Below are 19,018 nucleotides of genomic sequence, written 5' to 3'. Positions count from 1 at the left end.
ATTACACTCCCTTCAATTCTTGGACACCATTACCGATGCCGCAAACGTAGAACTCACCAACCAAACCAGATCTTGTGGTATACGCCTCGCCTACTTCACGAATAAAACGTTCTACATCATCTTCATGTACCAAGGATACAGTACAACCACCGAAACCTGCGCCAGTCATACGGGAACCGAGTGTACCCGGAATACGCTGTGCTTCTTCAACCATAATATCTAGCTCTTCACAGCTAACTTCATACAAGTCGCGCAAGGAAGCATGTGAGTCATTCATGAACTGACCAAACTGCTTCAGGTCATTGTTCTTTAATACTTCAACAGAATCTAGTACACGTTGATTCTCTTCCACAACATGGCGAGCGCGGCGTCTAACAACTTCATCCGTGATTTTATCTTGATGTGCTTCGAATTGTTCACGGTTGAGCTGTGCCAGATAAGCTAGTGAAGGCACTTCTTTTTGCAAAATAGACAAGGCCTCATCACACTGCTGACGACGCTCATTATACTTGGAATCTACAAGTCCTCTGCGTTTGTTCGTGTTGCCGATAACCAGTTTGTAAGCACCTGTGATGAAAGGTACCAGATTATATTCAAGCGTATCGCACATTAACAGGATTGCATGATCTCGTTTGCCATTAGCAACTGCGAACTGATCCATAATTCCGGAGTTTACACCTACGTACTGGTTCTCAGCACGCTGAGACAAGAGTGCAATCTCAACGGTATCCGTGTCGCCGCCTTCAAGCGTCAGGAAAGCATAAGCAGTCACGACTTCAAGAGAAGCCGATGAGGACAAGCCTGCGCCATTCGGAATATCACCATGGAACAGCAGATCGTAACCTTTAGATACTGGAGTGTTTTTCTTCTCCAATTCAACCATTACTCCAACCGGATAGTCGATCCATTCTCCCGTTTTGGCCTTGCCAATTTCACTATAATCAATAGATGCTTCATAAGGAAAATTAGTAGATGCAAAATTCACTTTGCTGTCACTGCGTGGGCGAACAATCAAAGTTGTACCGAATTCCAAAGCTGCGGGTAGCACGTATCCACCGTTGTAATCCAAGTGCTCTCCAATGAGATTGACACGTCCTGGTGCATAAAATACTTGAGCCTCTTGCTCGCTTACCCCGTATTTTTCGATGAATTTCTTATTAAGTTCCTGTGTGCTCATTAATGCCACTCCATCCTTTCGCTGCTTCAGCCAGTGGGAATTAGTAAAGCGTTCTTTATGTATTCATTATAATGTAATCAGTGATCCTCTGATAATGCAATCATGTGTGTAATGTATGGATAAATGTGACTTCCCATAATATAATAATTACACAGAGAAATGATACACCCTAAACTATAAGCCATAAAATGACAATAACACAAGAAAGGCTGTCCCATATGGAGCATACTTATTCCGTAGGATCCAATCCCGTGTATTACGATAAACAAAATCTCCATGTATTGTTTGCCGGTCAAAGTCAGACGATTCCTATGCATCAAGCTGGCCCTAAGATTTACGATTATTATTTACTTCACTTTATAGAGTCAGGCTCAGGTATTTTCCGTACTGAACATCATCAATATACACTAGGACAAGGTGACTGCTTCCTTATTCATCCAGGGCAGCTGGTCAGTTATGTTTCGGATAAAGAACAGCCCTGGTGCTATCGCTGGGCAGCCTTTACTGGGAGCGAGGCTGACGACCTTGTGCTGCAGACTGGCTTTACACCTCAAAAACCTGTGTTGACTACAACGGGTGACAGCGTCATCCCAGGTGCCCTTTCCAGTATCATGCAAGCCTTCAAAGCAAACAAAGAAAGTGCCCACCTAACTTCTCTGGGATATCTTTATCTCATTGTAGGTGAAGCTGCAGATTTGCTCTCTTCTTTCTCCCGTCTTCCCGGAGCTGAATCGCAGGTTAAGCGTACTGTGAAGCAAATGATCCACTACATGGCCTCCCAATACGCTCATCCAGTATCTATTGAACAAATGTGTGATACCCTTGGCTATAACCGGGCCTATCTCTCCCGTGTGTTCAAGCAAGAAACCGGTTTGTCTCCGGTAACATACTTGCTGAAGCTGCGTATTGAGAAGTCTAGACAACTGCTCCGTGAGCGACCAGAACTGTCTGTCGAACAGGTTGCCGCTTCCGTTGGACTCACTGACGCCCTATACTTCTCGCGTCAATTTAAACGCTTTTGCGCCCAGTCACCCACTGCCTACCGCCTCACAACGACCAGACATGTAAAGAAGCCAGATCTTTAAGAGGCTTTTCACTTTTAAAAATTCACTTCTACAACAACAGCCCGGCTTCCTTAGCTTAAGGAACCGGGCTGTTTCTCTATTACTATTCCTTCTCTAACCAATTAGATCCTTTACACTGCCGAGTACCTTCCCAATCCGATCTGTAATCAGAAGATCAGCTCGATCATCATAGGGGGTCGGGTCGCCATTCAGCAGCACCGTACGTTTCCCCCTGAAATAAGTAACCAGACTAGCCGCAGGCTGGACCGTAAGAGAGGTGCCACCAATCATAAGCATATCTGCAGCTGCTATCGCTTCAACGGAATTCACCAGCACCGAGTGATCTAATTCTTCTTCATATAACACAACATCCGGCTTAATAATGCCACCACATTCAGGACAGCGAGGGACGATCTCATTGGAACTTAGGAGCTGCTCCAACCCGTAATAACGTGAGCAGTCCATGCAATGGTTACGATGAATGGAACCATGCAGCTCAAGTACCTTTTGGCTGCCTGCCAGCTGGTGCAAACCATCAATATTTTGCGTAATAACAGCCTTAAGCTTGCCCTGACGTTCCAATTCTGCAAGCAGCTGATGAGCACCATTCGGACGAGCGTCGGGATGAATCATTTTACTACGGTAAAAATCAAAAAAAATGTCCGGTGAGGACATAAAAAAAGTTCGGCTCAGCATCACTTCAGGCGGATAAGGTGAATTGTGCTGAGTCTGGTATAATCCCGCTGCCGAGCGGAAATCCGGGATTCCACTCTCTGTTGATGTACCTGCCCCTCCGAAAAAAACGATATTGTCACAGTCTTTAATCCAAGAAGCAAGTGTCTGCAATTGATCCATATGTTGTAGCACATCCTTTCCATTAGTATGCTGATCAGTAGGTGATCCTTAGCTCATTATAGCTAGAAATAATCACATCTGCGTCGATCAAGTGATTTCCATCACCCATGTTGGAGATTCCAACGGCGAGGCGTAATCCTGCACCTTTACCCAATTGCATATCTGCATTACTGTCACCAATAATAATCGTCACTTCAGGAGACAGCCCCAGCTCCCGGCAGGCTAATTCAGCCATTTCAGGTGCGGGTTTTCCGTTTAATACTCTGTCTCTTGTAACTACCGAATCGAAATAATGCGCAATACCAAGCCAATCCAGATGCTCCTGAGTGGTCTTTGCACCATCTGAGGTAACCACACCTAGCTTCAGCGATGCAGCCGCGCAGTGTTCCAGAAAAGAATGAAGACCTTCTAGCGGCTGTGCCGTGCGGCGTCTGCGCAATTCATACATTGCGTCCTTCGCTATGCTCTTTACACGGGTCAACGCTTCATTCCAAGGCACGCCCGCAGCATATAGCTGCCAGGCAAGCACTCCATAACTTTCTTCCTCTGTAGCCATGGTGAGCGGCCCTGCAGGATCATAACCAATCAACTTACCTGCAGCATCATGCTGAGTACCAAGCACTTTACTTCGATCCACAATAAAATCAGTTCCCATAACCGTAAGCTGGTTTTCTATTCCACGAAGAACAAGCTCGGCCCAATTCCCCCATGTGGCTAACAAATCCAATAGCGTACCATCTTTGTCGAACAATATTCCTGAACAGGGAATGCAGTCATCGTTAATGTGTAATAATGGCATAATCCTCACTCCCTTTGTTGGAAAGACCGAACCGGAGACTACCTAAGATTCCCTAGCCAATCCAACATAGCTCTCACTGTTTCTTTTTGCTGCTCTTCTTCAGAAATGGTTGCATTCCCGTCTCCCTTTTGAGGTCCATAGCTTCCAAACTGAGCGTGATTACCACCGACGATTGAACTATAGACCGTATTATCCGGCAGATAAGAGCGCCCTTTACTGTAGCTGTCTCTGTCAATCACTTGATCCTCAGTCCCTACCAGCGACAATACTGACAAAGTGGTCTCTCGTAGACTACCTTTTTCATCCGGATAAGAGGCTAGAAAAAATACACCTTCCAGCTGGTCCGCATGCTCAACTGCATAACGTGACGCCATGACGCCCCCAAGGGAATGTCCACCTAGAACAAAAGATTGCTTCGGATGTACACGAATAATCTCTTCTGCGGCATCGCCCTTTGTTACTGCTAAATTAAACGGCATTTTGGCGATGTAGAAAGGATGTCCCGCAGCAGCAATGCCCTTCGCAAGCGGGGAATAAGCTTCTGGTTTCACCAGAGTTCCAGGGTAAAATATGATCGAGGCACCTTTAGTAATGGAAGGTTCGAACGAGATCCAGTTGTCATTCTGCTCGACGGTAACTCCACCACTGGAAATCAGGGCAGTTTCTGCTTGTTCGGCTGGTGCATACGGAGTTAAATATTTCCATAACAGCAATCCGGCTATAACAAGAATGATTAGTACAGTTAAACCAATACGACGCTTATTTATTCTTCTCTTCAATATGCTCCACTCCCGGATGTTACTGTGTATAAGAAAATTATAGTGGAAACCCACTATTCTAACAACCTTCAACACATCGCCACATTTGGTACTCATGATAACGCTTTCACTAGTGAGTTAATTCACAATTCAATCGAAGAAAATTTTGTATTTTAAAATTAAAGCATCAAGCATCTTTGGGGGGAAGTCATGGTAGGGGATAACTCGCTAGACACACCTGGAAAGACCTTTTTTCTAAATTTACGTTTTGTTCTCATTGTCACTGTAATCGTTGGAAACGCCATAGAACCACTGATAGGCTCAATGAGCAGCTTGCATAGCTTATATTTGTGGATCTTCAGCTTCCATATGCCCCTCTTCGTGCTCGTTACAGGCTTTTTTGCCAATAAACACCTTACAGGGACGCAAGGCCGTCGCATAATCATGCAAATCGGACTGCAGTACATTATTTTTCAAAGCCTCTACTCTGTGCTAGACGCCGCCATATATCACGTACAGGGTATCCATCATTCTTTTTTCGCCCCCTATTTGCTCTTATGGTTCCTGGCAAGTCATGCCTTCTGGCGTTTGCTAATGATCGGGATGCGTAAATGGACGCCTGCCATGCAATTCATTTTTGCTATCGTTGCTGGAATTGCCATTGGATACCTACAGCTTGATGGCATATGGTTCAGCATTAGCCGTACTTTCGTATACCTGCCATTTTTCGTATTAGGTTATCATTTTCCGTTCCAGACCTTTTTACGCTTTTTTCAAAAAAAGATTAAAGTCACTGCTGCCGCAGTCTCCATCCTTCTATTCCTTCTGTTTGCATCTGGGGGCTCAGAGTTCCCGATAGGCTGGCTTTACGGAAGTATGACTTACATGCAGCTTGGACTTCATGAATGGTACGCAGGAGTTTATCGGTTAGCTGTTTACGGTCTGCAAATCACTGCTGCACTAGCATTTATGGGGTGGATTCCTTACTTGCTCAGCCGGATGACTGACTGGGGTTCCCGTACATTGTATGTTTTTCTACTTCACGGATTTATCATTCGTTTTGCCGCCGTTTCTGGCCTGTACTCCTATATCAACCATTCTATAGGCGCCGTCTTATTAGTGTTCTCCGCAATCTTACTAACCATTCTCTTAGCCCAACCAAGTGTAAAACGACTGATGCATCCTATTGTTGAGCCTCCCGTTGGCTGGATGATCACCCTGCAGCGTGTTGCCTTAAGGCGCTCATTATAAGTGGCCTATCCCCTAGCGGATAGGTTTTTTTATACGATTTTAGGCTGGTCTCCTCATCAGAAACTTCACATTGTCCGGTAGAAAAAACGTGCTCTTTGTGATAGACTCACTAATAACAATGACTTCTCCGTTCATTATAGGCGGGAAACGTTTATACCAAAACAGCGGCATTATTTATAGAATCGGCTTCGCCCTTCTTCTCTAGGAAGCTCGTCCCCGTTCATTCTATAAACCGTATATACGCAGGTCTTTGGAGTTCATTGCGTTAATGCGACACTATATTTCATTGCAATTTATTTAGGGGGGAAATGTCAATATGGCAGCTAAGAAAATGCGTTCAGACATGATTAAAAAAGGCTTTGACCGTGCTCCACACCGTAGTCTCCTGCGTGCAGCCGGAGTAAAAGAAGAAGATTTCGGAAAGCCGTTTATTGCGGTCTGCAATTCCTATATTGATATTGTTCCAGGTCATGTGCATCTGCAAGAGTTCGGTAAGATCGTTAAGGAAGCGATTCGTGAAGCTGGCGGCGTTCCTTTCGAATTCAATACGATCGGCGTAGATGACGGTATCGCAATGGGACATATCGGCATGCGTTATTCACTGCCAAGCCGTGAGATCATCGCTGACGCCTTGGAAACTGTAGTTTCCGCGCATTGGTTCGATGGCATGGTCTGCATCCCTAACTGCGATAAAATCACACCGGGTATGATGATGGGCGCACTGCGTGTCAACATCCCAACCATGTTCGTAAGCGGCGGACCAATGAAAGCCGGCGTAGACAGTAAAGGTAAAAAACTCTCCCTTACCTCCGTATTTGAGGGCGTAGGTGCTCACCAAGTCGGCAAAATCAACGATGCTGAGCTGCTTGAATTAGAACAATTCGGTTGTCCTACCTGCGGATCTTGTTCAGGAATGTTCACAGCCAACTCCATGAACTGCTTGGCAGAAGCACTTGGACTTGCATTGCCAGGTAATGGTACCATCCTAGCTGTAGCTGATGAGCGTAGAGAATTTGTACGCAGATCTGCTACTCAATTGATGGAATTGATTAAATTAGATCTTAAACCAAGAGATATCGTAACTAAGGAATCCCTAGATAACGCTTTTGCACTGGATATGGCAATGGGCGGATCCACCAATACGGTGCTGCACACCCTTGCGCTAGCTCAAGAAGCTGGTATCGATTATCCGCTTGAACGTATTAACGAAGTGGCTAACCGTGTTCCTTATTTGGCGAAGCTGGCTCCAGCATCCGATATTTTCATCGAAGATGTGGACCGCGCAGGCGGCGTTAGTGCCGTCTTGAATGAACTGCTGAAGAAACCAGGTGCTCTGTACGGAGACTGCATGACGGTTACCGGCAAAACATTAGCCGAAAACGTAATCGGACATGAGATCCAAGATACTTCGGTTATTCATAAGATCGATAACCCTTACTCCGAAAGAGGCGGTCTCGCCGTCCTATACGGCAACCTGGCTCCTGAAGGTTCCATCATTAAAGTAGGTGCAGTAGATGCTTCTGTTGGTGGATATCACAAAGGTCCTGCGATCTGCTTTGATTCCCAAGAATCCGCACTCGAAGGTATCGCTAACGGTAAGGTTAAAGAAGGCCATGTAGTCGTTATCCGTTATGAAGGTCCAAAGGGTGGACCGGGAATGCCGGAAATGCTAGCTCCTACTTCACAAATCGTGGGCATGGGTCTGGGTGCTAAGGTTGGTCTGATTACAGACGGACGTTTCTCGGGGGCTTCCCGCGGAATCAGTATCGGTCATATTTCTCCAGAAGCTGCTGAAGGCGGCCCGATCGCTTTTGTTGAGGATGGCGACATCATTGAACTCGACCTCAACAATCGTAAGATTGAACTGCTGGTTGACGAAGAAGTATTGGCGGTTCGCCGTACGGGCTGGAAAGAGTTTGAGCCTAAAGTTAAGACTGGTTACCTGGCTCGCTATTCCAAAATGGTTACCAACGCAAGTAACGGTGCAGTACTGAAGATTTAATTCGCCTAGTTCTAATTGTTCCTAGCATACAAGAGCAGTTCACCTTAGATAATCTATGGTCGGACTGCTCTTTTTTATTGGACATAAGAAAAGATGCCCCACAATCCATTTCTGGTTTGTGAGGCATCTACATTGCCATTCATTATATAAGACTAATAATATCAAGAATCAATTCGTTACTGTTGCTCCTGGTAATTCCACTTCTGAAAGTGAATCGTTAAGCGACAAGGCTTCCTCTTGCTGTGGTTTACGTTTTCTTACTGACCTTTCATCATGAGGCAGTTGCTGATTCATCTTCTTGAGCAATTCTGAGACAGGCATCAAGATTAGCTTCGGTACAAGGACCTCACTCCGCTCCTTGAGCCTAGCACCACCATCTGGATGAATCACACTTAACAGGATCTTTAAGTAAAACTTGGTGGAGCGTGCGAATAAACCATCCGGCAAATCATGTACACTAAAGCCAAATTTCTCTGGCCCACGGTTTATCATACTAACCCCATAAAGTGCTTTGGCTTGCGCAAGATCCACATCCTTGGCAATGACTTCCGCCAGCATTGGCAACCCTTTCTCCATTCTGCGGATCATTCGAATCGCAAGTTGAGCAGAAGAACGAGAATGAATACCTATTTCGAATAATTGCTTGTTATCAATATGCAGCTCAATGATTTTATCGCCTTTTCTCAGCTGGGTTCCATCACCGAGTTCAACAGGCTCTCCCTGATATTTACGCATTCGATAATGCATGAATGGATCCGCCGGGTTAATCGTCTTAAGCTGGAACAATACTTGAAATACTTGCTCCCAAGCCAACCAGAGTCCTACCAGTACTCGTTTACCAAAGGATAAACGCCGAATCGGTGATTTCTCCGCCATCTTGATCATGTCATCCACTCGAATGCTACGCAGTCCTCTTCTTTGGGCCTCCTGCAGCGTCAGTTCAAGGGCTACAAGCATATTCTCGGGTGCGTCCGGATCGGCACCCAGCGTTGTACCGCTATCATGCAGCAGCATTACTTCACCGGGATTCAATCGGGCAAGCATTTTTTCGGTGAGCCGCTGCGCACCAAGCTTCTCACGCCAATCGCCAAACATTACCGACCAAAGAACAATTTCAACTTGGCGACGCTTAGAAATATCGAACAAATTGACAATCCCCCAAGGTGGACGGTAATACGTACTACGCTCGCCTATTATGTTGTAGATAATATCATTCGTGCGCTGAATCTGCCGACGAACGGTTGCGGGCCGCATGAGCCAGTTCGTCTTGTGAACATAATTATGAATTCCAATAAGATGTCCCTCTGCATGTATCCGCCTAATAAGCTCCGGATAACGTTCAGCGTTAGATCCTACTACAAAAAAGGTTGCTTTTGCATCATACTTCTTCAATAAATCCAGGAGTAACGGTGTAAATCGAGGGTCAGGTCCATCGTCAAAGGTCAACGCGAACTCATTCAGCCCAGTTCCTTTACGAAAGACACGGTAACCAAAAATGCGGCTAATCATACCCGGGATAAAAGCATAAAAAGATGAGATATAAAATAACCAGAGCAGCAAAGTCTGCATATGAATTCCTCGCTTTTCCAGAGTTGACTTTGGCTCGCCTTACGTCTGCAAGCAGAACCTGTGATACGGCCAAGTGAAATTAGACAAAAAATACGTTACCCCCTATTTTAACACATGTATCAAAGAAATAGACGTTTTTTAAGTAAAATCATGTACAATGTATTCAACCTGACCTATCAACAATTTAAAGAGGGAGTTGTTTATATCTATGCTGCCGTTATACAAAAAATATTGGCGCACGTTCTTCGACATTGGATTAATTGTCCTCACGGTCTATCTGGTTATGTTTGCCTTCAGTAAATTGTATCAGTTAGCTGCACCTGTATTCCTATCTTTTTTTGTATTTTTGCTTATTGAACCACTTGCCCGTTTCTTGAACCGACGGGGGCTAGCCAAACCATTCGCTTCGGCAATCTCAGTGCTTCTGTTTCTAATCGTTCTTCTAGGTACGTTATTTGGTGCTGGGCTATTGGTCACGATCCAAGCGCTTCACTTTCAAGATAATCTTCCTAAGTATACATATGTGGTACAACAACATTTCGCGGAATTCACAACCTACCTTCAGCAAAAAATCGATAGCCTGCCGCCTGATATTACCGACAAAGTGAATGGATACTTTAAAGATGCCACGAATGTCCTTACTGGATGGCTTGTTGCTTTTCTAAAATACATGGTCGGTGTTCTTGGATCCTTTTCCTCTTTCATGGCCAATTTTGGGATTGCCATTATTTTAGCATTTTTTCTTAGTATGGAAATTAAAGACTGGCGCAAAATCGCCCATGACAAAATGCCAAAAACATTTAAAACCGCTTATGCCTTTTTGCAGGGTAATGTATTTAAAGCCATCGGCTCTTATTTAAAAGCTCAGCTTATTCTGATCAGCATTACCTTTGTTATCGTACTGGTTGGCTTATTCATACTAAGAACCGGTAACGAAATCACTATGGCGCTTATCTGTGCTGTATTTGATGTCTTGCCGCTCCTAGGTGTAACAACGATTTTAGTCCCTTGGATTATTTATCTGTTCATTGTTGGCAATACCTCTTTAGCAATCGGTCTAATCATACTCCTCGCAATTGTACTGATTGTAAGACAACTGCTTGAGCCTAAGATTACCGGGAATTCGATTGGCGTTTCGTCAGCTTTTCTAATGCTGTCCTTCGTCATTCTGTCCACATCTGCTTTCGGTATGGCCGGTCTGATCCTGTCGCCAATTCTGCTTATTCTAATCAAAGAGCTTATCCAACAAGGATATCTTCAGAGCTGGATCTATTTGCCTCAAGAGGAGTTTATCGTTTCGCCCTTTGCCGCAAACGGCCCTTCATCTAAGGGCAAGGCTACTCCTGCTCCTCCGGAGACTCAAGCTTCTGACGAATCCGATAACAAATCAAATATCTGACCGAACAGCTTAATGGCAAGATGCGGACTGTCCGGAGCGACATTCTCTACAGCAACTGATACAGCATATCTTGGGTGATCCACTGGACCGTAGCCGATAAACCATTGATTGTTGCGTGCTATACCCTTAACTTGGGTCTGTGCCGTCCCTGATTTACCTGCAACGGGCCAGTGTGTGCTTTGTAGACGGGTTCCGGTGCCTTCCGTCACTACTTTGCGCATCATGGACAGTAACTGGCGGGCTGTAGCCTTAGAGATCCTACCTGCGGAGGATGGGGACAGATGACCCGGAAGCTCCTCCAGCTTCTGTCCATTTGCAAATGTGACTCGCTGCAGGATTCTTGGCGCTCTTACTTCCCCACCATGCAGTAGCGTTACGATTAGATTTGCTGCTTGTAAAGGTGTGACTTGCACATCTCGCTGTCCAATTGCAGTCTGTACCCTGGCTCCCTTGTCATCTGGAAGTAAGGTAGTGAAGATGGTCCCCTTTTGCTCGCCGGCTAGTGGTTTTAGAAGTGGGAACCCAAGCGTCTTTTCGGCTTGCCAGCTAATATCTCTTCCAAGTCCTAGCGCAAATGCTGTTGATTGAAGCTGAACACCGCTCAATCGCTCTGCCAGAGCAGCAAATACAGTATTACAGGACACGGCAAATCCTTGCGCCAGCGTAAGGGGGCCGTGTCCCTTTCCTGTCAGGCAAGACAATCCATATTTCTCATATTGCCCTGAACAATAAAAAAGCTCGTCAGCGGAGGTTACACCCGCTTCTAACGCTGCGGCGGCTGTAACGATTTTGAAGATCGATCCAGGAACGGCGGCCTGGAGCGCCCGGTTATTCCACTCCCCCCCTTGAGGAGATATCTTCTCTGGGTTATAGAAGGGTAAAGATACCATGGCTTCAATATCTCCCGTGCCGGTGTCTAACACCACTATGGCTCCTTCCTTCATTCCGGATTTAAGCGCTAGCGCCTCAATCCCCTCCTGAAGCTTCTTATCAATCGTTGTATATAAAGACAAAGGGAAATAAGGATTGCCCGGTGCTTTAACTTGGATGGGGCTGCCTGGAAGGCGATTCCCACGCGCATCCACTTGAACATATGCTTCCGTGTGTCCTACCCCTTGAAGCAAAGGCTCTAATGTCTTCTCTAAACCGTCCGTTCCCGTCATAGGAACTCTAAGACCCGTAGGAGAGGCTTTAGCTCCAGCATGCATGGTGGCTTCCGATAAATAGCCTAGCCATTGCCGACCTGAAGAATTCCCATCATATCTGCGTGCGAAAGGAAGCACGCCTACTCCGTCAATCCCCAGTGCACTCACTTCTTCTGCCTGTGCCTGGGACAACGCGAGGGGTTCTTTTCCCACTGAAGATGGCCAAAGTAAAGGTTCTTTAAGCGAAGAACGCTTATTCAGCAGTTGTTCATAGCTGACACCCAGAATCTCCGCCATTCGGTGCATGGGTTTCGCTTCTTCGTAAACAACCTTCGTCACAGGTTTCTTAGCCATCTCCTCCTGTGGAAAAAACGCCGCCGTCCAAATAGTTTCCCCGGCAAGGGGTTCATTCTTGCGGTCATACAGACGTCCCCGACCACTGTCCAGTACCGTCTCCCGTTCACTTTGAATTTCCGCCATCTTCGCAAGTGTATATTTTGTTCCAGGAACCGTCTGTTCCTTCATAATTAGTTGAACCCACGCCAGCCTAAGGATCAACACGGCTACAGCCGCAGATAAAATAAGAAGACCGCTGAATACACGCCGGTGTTTGTTATTACGCAATGTCTTCCCTCCTGATCAGACTCCACACTATTATGTCCCACCTACATCCATTAGAATCGCCATAAATTTGCCTTCACAACATCAGTAGCAAAAATTTTTTTCCAAACAAAAACGCCTACGTCGTCCTTGTAGGGACGGTAAGCGTTTGTCCTTCTGTTTCATTTATCACCTCACCAGTAAAGCGTTCGGACTCTCGAGTCCGCAACTCACCCCATAAGCAGCAAAATGCACAAATAGCTGCATCTGAGTCCGTTACACATAAGCAATTGATGTGTAATGTTTATTTTCTGGTAGAGTCGTTGTATTTTGTGCAGCAGAATTTTAAAAATCGTGCTGAATTGTAATTCGTTTGTATTTTGTACAACCAATAAATGAAAAATGCCCTTTAATAGCATATTTCCAGTAGTTTGATTGCACAGAGTGCAGTAGATGTTATTTTATGAGCGGAAATGGCGTTTTCTATTGTACTATCTGCAATGTAACGTAATGTTTGCCTTCAGATCAGTAGGTTCGTAGGGTCGTTTCTCGGGCTTATCTAGACTATCTTCAGATGCATCTGGATTATTTTATACTGGCTTCATGCCGCTCAAAACAAAGAACCGCTTCTCCTAAAGGAATAAGCGGTTCTTTAATTTAGTATTCTGTTAAGACTACTCTACACGCTGAACTTCGATAATTTCTCCTTTAACTGCAAGGATGCATCCTCCAGCTTCAAAGAAAGCTCTACCAAATGATCACTTACACTTTGTTGCTCTCCACTGAGTGAGGCAACCTCTTGAGATGCAGCTGATGATTCCTCAGCTATTGAGCTTACGTTGCTCATCGAATCGGATAGAACCTTTTGCGATTGGCTCAGGCTGTCCATCGACACAGTTACAGCATTCAGACGTGCGATAAAATGCTGCATCTGATCCTGTACAGATACGAAGATATCGCTAGTGCTCTGCACGGAGGTCATTTGCTGATTAAAAAGCGGTGCAACTTCTGATAGAACCACAACTGTCTCGTTCATATCTCTCATTACGGTATCTGTTATTTCTGCCACAACAGCAATAGACTCTTTCGATTGATCAGCAAGCTGGCGTATTTCATCAGCTACCACCATGAATCCGCGTCCAGCCTCGCCTGCTCTTGCTGCTTCAATGGTGGCATTCAGAGACAAGACATTCGTCTGCTGAGTAATATTTTGCATCACATTAAGAACCTTCATAACGGAAGATGCCGTTTCTGTCAGCTCGTTAACCTTCATCACAAGCTGATTCGTCTTCAGGCCCGTCCTATTCGTCTCATTAAGTAATTCTTTCAATCTGTTGAAACCTTCCTCACTGAGTTCGCCGATGCTGTGTGCAGTATGATCCATCTCGTGAGTAGCTGAATTGACTAAATCCATCTGTACCGAAATTTGCCCCGTCAACTCATTGCCACGATCAGCTTCCAAGGCTAGACTTCCAGCACCACCCGCAATTTCTTCCGTGGCCGCGGCAATATCCATGGCTGCATCAGCTGTCTTACGTGATACACCGCTAAGCTCATCGGCGGTTTCCAGTACCTTCTGAGCTATTTCATTCGTATGAATAACCAGCTCTGTTATCCGTTCCATCATCATGTTAAAAGAGCTGGATAACTGACCGATTTCATCACGTGAGGTGATATTCGTACGCACTCCTAGATTCCCTTCGGCTCCCTCAGACATCAGATTCTTAAGTCTGGTCAACGGACGAGATACCATTCTTACCATCCAGTACCCAATCAGAATCGCGATAACTGCCGCTACAGCTACGATAAGATAGGTAGTCTTGAGAATACGCAGCGCGTCTTTCGTCAAGTTCTCAGCGGGTACAACACCAAGTAATCGCCATCCCGAGGTTTCTAGTGTTCCATAGACTGCTAATATGGATTTCCCCTTCTCATCCTTTGTTGGCAATGACCCTGCTGTATTCTGCAGCCCCCCCAGAAGCGTTCCTCCCAGATTCAAATATGTGTCCGTCCCCACTTGCTGAGAAGAGGCAATCAATTCATCCTTATTTGTCAGCAATTGCATGTAGGAGCCTGCTCCAAGATCTACTTTACGAAGCTGATTTTCTAATTCGCTAATTCTGATATCACTAATGACTATGTATCCCGAGCTTTTAGAATCACCGGCAATCGATTTAGCCAAATGGAAAACACCTGACGTATTTCCTTCCTGGCCCTGTAACTCACGTGGAATCCATACACTCTGCGGCTTCTCCACTAACTGCTTAAACCATGAGGATTCTTTGAAACTCTCAATAAAAGCGTTATCTTTTGTACCCGCCGAAGAAATTGGAAAACCTTCATTCATCGGAATAAGGTATACGGCTTCCACACCGTTTGAAGCAGTGAGCCAATCATTTAGCTCCGCACTAATCTGATTAGACAGTACCTTACGTTCCTCATTACTTGTAGTGGGATTATTCCCTTGTTTGAGTGCATTTTGAATTTCATTGTCATACAAGATTCTTCCTAGACCATCCTCATAACGTAACAATTCCACATCAAACTTCTCGGCGGTTTGAACGACTGTCTGTTGATTGGCTGACAGCGCATTCGTCTCGATCGTATGCTCTGCTACGGAATAGGAAGTGTAGCCAAGCGAGAGCACGAGCACCATCGTCGAAACAAAGAAGATGAGAAAAAGCCGCACCCCAATGGATTTGGATGGATGCAGCTGGAATCGTCTTTTTTCTTTTTTCACTTGTACTTTCATCTAATCATTCACCACCGTTGTCGTCTGTTATGCCTACTGGCTTATCGTTTACAAGGTCATGAACATTTGTAACACCCGATCGGAAAGATATGGCAAATACTCATGACCGTACTCATAATAAACCATAAGTTCTTTGGGCGCTAGTACTTTGTTGTATGCGGCAAACTGTGTAGAAGGGGGACAAATCGTATCGGATAACCCTGTAACCCACAACACGTTACCCTGAATTCGCTCTGCGAGATTCTGAATATCGATGTAACCCAGTCTATTAAAAATCTCTTCCTCACGTAAATGATGGGGATCAAAAAAACGGAAATAATAGTTAATTTCCTCATAAGCTGACGTAGTGATATCAAGCTCCCAAGCCCGTCTATAATCCGAAAGAAACGGATACACAGGAACGGCCATGCTCACGCGCGGCTCTAATGCTGCACAAGCTACTGTAAGCGCTCCGCCTTGAGATAAACCAAAAGCACCTACACGTGCCGGATCAACTTCTTCCATAGACATCAATATTCGAGCAGTCTGTGCTGTATCCAGAAACACATTACGATAGTAAAGATTGTCCGGATTAGGATCATCAATGCCGCGAATGATGTGTCCACGAATGGTTGTGCCTTTTACAGTTAAATTATCCTCGGAAAGTCCGCCCTGTCCCCGGCAATCCATTGCAAGAACGCTAATCCCATGGGCCGCATAAGTCACCTTCTCCATCCAATCGCCACTGTCACAGGAATATCCGTGGAACATCACTACACCGGAACCTTTTTCTGACCCTCTTTTCTTCGGTCTTACATATTTACAATGGATTCTTGCTCCGCCAACGCCGGTAAAATAGAGATGAAAACATTCTGCCAGCTCGCTGACAAACTCCGCAGGCTCTAGTTCATACTCTAGTGACTGGGCGTCTAGATCACGCAAAGCCCGCTCCCAAAATGAATTGAAATCATCCGGCTTTGGGCTGCTTCCGTTATAATTTTTCAATTGTGACAATGTCATGTCGCTTCCCATATTAAGATCCTCCTTTAGGTTTTCCCTCTTAAAAATAATGGAAACGGAAAACCCTCTGAATCGGATTTTCCGTTCGTTTTACTAATAACAAGAGCTCGATAATTGCACTTTCTGCAACTATTTACAGCAAAATATATGTGTTGTTCATTTAATTGCAATCTATACAACTAAATTTGCTCACAGCAGGGATTACGAGGCAAATCGCCTGAGATAAGTGTACAATATGCAGCTATTTACACTAAACATCACCAAACAGGTTAGTTTAAGTGTACTTTGTGCAACTAGCAGCTTTAGCCTAGACATACTGTCGTCTCATGAATGAGCTCATAGTACTCACTCGTTGCTCTTTGGCTGTACTTTGTGCAATAGAATCACTCCATATGAGCGTAAATCGGTGTTCTATTGCACTCTGTGCAATCAGCTAGAGCGAAAACGAGCATAAAATTTATTTTTGCGGAAAACCATTGCAGAGAGTGCAATAGATTCTATTTTTCAGACAAGATCGAGAGTTTCTATTGTATAGAATGCAATGAAAAGCCCAAATCAATGAACATAGAGCGTGTAACGTGCAGAACCCAGCACATAAAACACATTACACTGCACGCCGTAAACCTCTTTCGAACGCTACAAAGCGCCAAGCATCTACCCAATTTCACTCTAACAAAAAGTTGTTCCCCAAAAGATTGCTCACCCTATTAGATTTTGCCTAAACCCGCATCGTCTCCAACCTCTTCATGGGTGTCGATCACATAGTTGACGATTTCATCAACCGTTGTATAAGCAACGCCTACATAAGTATCAGCAGCGCCATAATAGATAGCGATATGACCGGTTTCTGCATCATGCAGAGTAGCACATGGGAAAAGAACGTTATTAACAAAACCTCTTTCCTCGTACCATTCTTCCGGTGTTAATACGAAGTTCTTTGAGCGATATTTCACCTTCGAAGGCTCATTAATATCCAAAATAACCGCGCCCATGCTATATACAAGACCGTTGCAGGTTCCAGTAACGCCATGGTAGAACATCAACCAGCCTTCAGTAGTTTCAATCGGTGCAGGCCCGCCGCCAATTTTGACACTTTGCCACCAGCCTTGACCACCTTTACTCATCACATGGCGGTGTTTCCCCCAGAATACAAAGTCAGGACTCTCACTAAGGAATACATCACCGAATGGTGTATGACCACTGTCACTTGGACGGGACAACATCACGAAGTTATTGTTGATTTTTCTTGGAAACAATACGCCGTTCCGGTTGAAGGGTAGGAATGGGTTTTCCAAGCTGATAAATGTTTTGAAATCTTGTGTTTTAGCTACACCGATTGCTGCACCGTAGAAATCAGTACACCAGATAATATAAAATGTATCTTCGACCTTAACCAGACGTGGATCGTAAGCATAACGCGGCTGATAAGGTTTACCTTCTTCATCTATAAATTGGATCGGCTCATCATCAATCTTCCAATCCAGACCATCAACACTATGTCCCATACGCAGATGTGGGCGAGTTGTGTTATCTTCTACACGAAATACTCCGATAAAGCTACCTTCATACGCAGCAACCGCACTATTAAAAATACGCGCCACACCTTTTGCAGGATTTCTCTTGATAACCGGGTTATCATTATGTCTCCATATCGGATTCTCGTAGCCAGCAGGCTTATCCTGCCAAGGCATATTAGGGATGTTAATTGCACTAGCTCCTACCAATTTCACTTCACTCATTAGTATTCCCTCCAAATGTATGCAACCTATCGGGTTGCTATTTTATCTAATAATGTTATTAAATCTACTAACTTACTTCACTGAACCTTGCGAAAATCCATTGTAGATATACTTTTGCAACGCAGTAAACACAACCAATGTCGGAATAATTGCGATCATAATCGCGGCACATATTACTTCCCACTGAGAGCCGTATGGTCCTTTAAACTTAAAGAGTGCTGTCGAGATCGTTTGGAGATCTGTTTTCGGCATATATAGGAAAGGCGTGTAAAAATCGTTATAAATATTTACGCCCTTCACAATAATTACTGTTACAATCGCCGGCTTCAGCAGTGGCAAAATAATTCTCCAATAAATCGTCCAATAAGAAGCTCCGTCCAGCATCGCAGATTCATCCAGTGATTCGGAAATCGAATCCAAGAACTGCATAAAAATATAGACAGCGATAATATCCGTACCCAAGTACATCACGATTGGTGCCCACCGGGTATTAAATAATCCCAAGCTGTTGATGATTTGGAACGTAGCTACTTGAGTAGTTACAGCCGGAATCAGGGTGGCAACTAGGAACATACCGATGAGAACCTTACTGCCTTTAAATTGAAAACGAGATAAAATGTAAGCCATCATCGAACCCGTTAACGTTGCACCCGCAATAGAAATCACAACGATAATGACTGTGTTCTTAAAGCCTAGAAGCATTTTCCCGTCTACAAAAGCCTTTGTGTAGTTGGAGAAGTTCAACCAATTTTCAGGCATAGTTAGCGGCCCGGTTGAAGAATACTCTGTTCCTGTTTTTAACGAAGCGAAAAATACGACAACGATAGGTATCAACGCTGCAAGTGCTCCCAAAATCAAGGTGAGATATTTGAATATACTAGCAGTGGTATATTTTGCTGAATGCATAGT

General features: G+C 44.8%; 14 protein-coding genes. 4 read left to right on the top strand and 10 right to left on the bottom strand.

The features are described from left to right. Position 1: 1 nt before the first annotated feature. Positions 2–1,177, bottom strand: coding sequence for a galactokinase (locus NSU15_RS08335; RefSeq protein ID WP_042125528.1), 1,176 nt, complete (start codon positions 1,175–1,177; stop codon positions 2–4). Positions 1,178–1,395: 218 nt separating this feature from the next. Here NSU15_RS08335 and NSU15_RS08330 point away from each other — a divergent pair, with 218 nt between their 5' ends. Beyond that, positions 1,396–2,262 (top strand): AraC family transcriptional regulator, encoded by an 867-nt coding sequence (locus tag NSU15_RS08330; RefSeq protein ID WP_042125526.1) that lies wholly within the window; start codon positions 1,396–1,398, stop codon positions 2,260–2,262. Positions 2,263–2,355: 93 nt separating this feature from the next. On the opposite strand, the gene NSU15_RS08325 is transcribed toward NSU15_RS08330, so the two are convergent. The 3 genes from NSU15_RS08325 to NSU15_RS08315 are packed head-to-tail and all read right to left on the bottom strand — an operon-like array spanning position 2,356 to position 4,674. Beyond that, positions 2,356–3,096 carry an NAD-dependent protein deacylase gene (locus tag NSU15_RS08325; protein WP_042125524.1) on the bottom strand — a complete coding sequence of 247 codons (741 nt, stop codon included), beginning with the start codon at positions 3,094–3,096 and terminating at the stop codon, positions 2,356–2,358. Between the two features lie 34 nt (positions 3,097–3,130). Next, positions 3,131–3,895 (bottom strand): HAD-IA family hydrolase, encoded by a 765-nt coding sequence (locus NSU15_RS08320; RefSeq protein ID WP_339289864.1) that lies wholly within the window; start codon positions 3,893–3,895, stop codon positions 3,131–3,133. A 38-nt stretch (positions 3,896–3,933) separates the two neighbouring features. After that, complete coding sequence (locus NSU15_RS08315; protein ID WP_339289863.1) at positions 3,934–4,674, bottom strand: alpha/beta hydrolase; 741 nt, start codon at positions 4,672–4,674, stop codon at positions 3,934–3,936. A gap of 189 nt (positions 4,675–4,863) precedes the next feature. On the opposite strand from NSU15_RS08315, the gene NSU15_RS08310 reads away from it, so the two are divergent. Continuing rightward, complete coding sequence (locus NSU15_RS08310; protein WP_042125518.1) at positions 4,864–5,904, top strand: fucose 4-O-acetylase; 1,041 nt, start codon at positions 4,864–4,866, stop codon at positions 5,902–5,904. Between the two features lie 316 nt (positions 5,905–6,220). Next, positions 6,221–7,906 (top strand): dihydroxy-acid dehydratase, encoded by a 1,686-nt coding sequence (gene ilvD, locus NSU15_RS08305; protein WP_042125516.1) that lies wholly within the window; start codon positions 6,221–6,223, stop codon positions 7,904–7,906. Positions 7,907–8,074: 168 nt separating this feature from the next. Here ilvD and NSU15_RS08300 read toward each other — a convergent pair whose 3' ends face one another. Further along, the gene (locus NSU15_RS08300) at positions 8,075–9,475 is read right to left on the bottom strand and encodes a polysaccharide deacetylase family protein (protein ID WP_339289862.1); all 1,401 of its coding nucleotides are present in this window, start codon (positions 9,473–9,475) and stop codon (positions 8,075–8,077) included. 208 nt (positions 9,476–9,683) lie between these two features. Here NSU15_RS08300 and NSU15_RS08295 point away from each other — a divergent pair, with 208 nt between their 5' ends. Further along, a complete protein-coding gene (locus NSU15_RS08295; RefSeq protein ID WP_042125511.1) occupies positions 9,684–10,874 on the top strand; it encodes an AI-2E family transporter in 1,191 nt (396 codons plus the stop codon). Here the strand turns inward: NSU15_RS08295 and NSU15_RS08290 are convergent. The 5 genes from NSU15_RS08290 to NSU15_RS08270 form a co-directional block, all read right to left on the bottom strand. Further along, positions 10,835–12,643, bottom strand: a complete 1,809-nt coding sequence (locus NSU15_RS08290; RefSeq protein ID WP_339289861.1) for a penicillin-binding protein 2 — start codon at positions 12,641–12,643, stop codon at positions 10,835–10,837. The two genes, NSU15_RS08295 and NSU15_RS08290, sit on opposite strands and share 40 nt — an antisense overlap. 655 nt (positions 12,644–13,298) lie before the next feature. Further along, a complete protein-coding gene (locus tag NSU15_RS08285; RefSeq protein WP_339289860.1) occupies positions 13,299–15,371 on the bottom strand; it encodes a methyl-accepting chemotaxis protein in 2,073 nt (690 codons plus the stop codon). Between the two features lie 48 nt (positions 15,372–15,419). Further along, positions 15,420–16,382 (bottom strand): alpha/beta fold hydrolase, encoded by a 963-nt coding sequence (locus NSU15_RS08280; RefSeq protein WP_339289859.1) that lies wholly within the window; start codon positions 16,380–16,382, stop codon positions 15,420–15,422. 695 nt (positions 16,383–17,077) lie between these two features. Continuing rightward, positions 17,078–18,109 (bottom strand): glycoside hydrolase family 130 protein, encoded by a 1,032-nt coding sequence (locus NSU15_RS08275; protein ID WP_339289858.1) that lies wholly within the window; start codon positions 18,107–18,109, stop codon positions 17,078–17,080. A 72-nt stretch (positions 18,110–18,181) separates the two neighbouring features. Further along, positions 18,182–19,015 carry a carbohydrate ABC transporter permease gene (locus tag NSU15_RS08270; protein WP_339289857.1) on the bottom strand — a complete coding sequence of 278 codons (834 nt, stop codon included), beginning with the start codon at positions 19,013–19,015 and terminating at the stop codon, positions 18,182–18,184. Positions 19,016–19,018 lie beyond the last annotated feature (3 nt).

It is taken from the genome of Paenibacillus sp. FSL E2-0201, assembly GCF_037963325.1.
Taxonomy (GTDB): Bacteria; Bacillota; Bacilli; order Paenibacillales; family Paenibacillaceae; genus Paenibacillus_AQ.
Note: the sequence above shows the minus strand (reverse complement) of the source record. Positions and strands in the feature narration are given on the sequence as shown.

Coding starts and splice junctions, on each gene's coding strand:
- NSU15_RS08275 (WP_339289858.1), bottom strand. CDS start 18,109: ATGAGTGAAGTGAAATTGGTAGGAGCTAGTGCAATTAACATCCCTAAT.
- NSU15_RS08330 (WP_042125526.1), top strand. CDS start 1,396: ATGGAGCATACTTATTCCGTAGGATCCAATCCCGTGTATTACGATAAA.
- NSU15_RS08280 (WP_339289859.1), bottom strand. CDS start 16,382: ATGGGAAGCGACATGACATTGTCACAATTGAAAAATTATAACGGAAGC.
- NSU15_RS08310 (WP_042125518.1), top strand. CDS start 4,864: ATGGTAGGGGATAACTCGCTAGACACACCTGGAAAGACCTTTTTTCTA.
- NSU15_RS08320 (WP_339289864.1), bottom strand. CDS start 3,895: ATGCCATTATTACACATTAACGATGACTGCATTCCCTGTTCAGGAATA.
- NSU15_RS08335 (WP_042125528.1), bottom strand. CDS start 1,177: ATGAGCACACAGGAACTTAATAAGAAATTCATCGAAAAATACGGGGTA.
- NSU15_RS08300 (WP_339289862.1), bottom strand. CDS start 9,475: ATGCAGACTTTGCTGCTCTGGTTATTTTATATCTCATCTTTTTATGCT.
- NSU15_RS08325 (WP_042125524.1), bottom strand. CDS start 3,096: ATGGATCAATTGCAGACACTTGCTTCTTGGATTAAAGACTGTGACAAT.
- NSU15_RS08295 (WP_042125511.1), top strand. CDS start 9,684: ATGCTGCCGTTATACAAAAAATATTGGCGCACGTTCTTCGACATTGGA.
- NSU15_RS08270 (WP_339289857.1), bottom strand. CDS start 19,015: ATGCATTCAGCAAAATATACCACTGCTAGTATATTCAAATATCTCACC.
- ilvD (WP_042125516.1), top strand. CDS start 6,221: ATGGCAGCTAAGAAAATGCGTTCAGACATGATTAAAAAAGGCTTTGAC.
- NSU15_RS08285 (WP_339289860.1), bottom strand. CDS start 15,371: ATGAAAGTACAAGTGAAAAAAGAAAAAAGACGATTCCAGCTGCATCCA.